The 483-nt window shown below is 79.1% G+C and carries 1 pseudogene; it reads right to left on the minus strand.

Going from position 1 to position 483, the window contains the following annotated elements:
• A pseudogene (locus FV228_RS32470) lies at positions 1 to 483 on the minus strand (hypothetical protein); the annotation flags it as partial.

Below are 483 nucleotides of genomic sequence, written 5' to 3' on the forward strand. Positions count from 1 at the left end.
GCCCGCCGGGGTGGCACGCCCGGCGGCCGGCTCGCTGCCCGCGAGCCCGCGCAGGAGCCCGGAGAGGCGGTAGGTCTCGGAGCCGGTCAACACCGCGTCGGCCGCGCAGAGCAGCTCGACGGTGCCGTCCGGCCCGACCAGGGCGAACAGGTTGCCGCCGGCCAGCATCGCGGCCTCGCCGATCGATCCGAGCGCCCCGCCCCGGCGCAGGGTGACGTCGAGGGAGGCGCCGCGCTGCAGCCGCCAGAGCGGCCCGGCGGGCAGGTCCGAAAGGGTCCGGCCGAGGCAGGCCGGGTAGTCGACCAGGCCGTGGAGGGTGAGCGGCCCCGTTCCTTCCGCCCGCCACACCGCCGCCTCCCCGGGCCAGGGCTCCGCCGCGACCGCGAGGTATTGCAGCACCGTCGGGCTGCCGCGATCCACCGGCAGGTCGAGGGCGAGCGCGAAGGGCGGCCCCGGGAAGGCCGGGGTCGCGCCGGCCGGCAG

The organism is Methylobacterium sp. WL18, assembly GCF_008040015.1.
GTDB classification, from domain to species: Bacteria; Pseudomonadota; Alphaproteobacteria; order Rhizobiales; family Beijerinckiaceae; genus Methylobacterium; species Methylobacterium mesophilicum.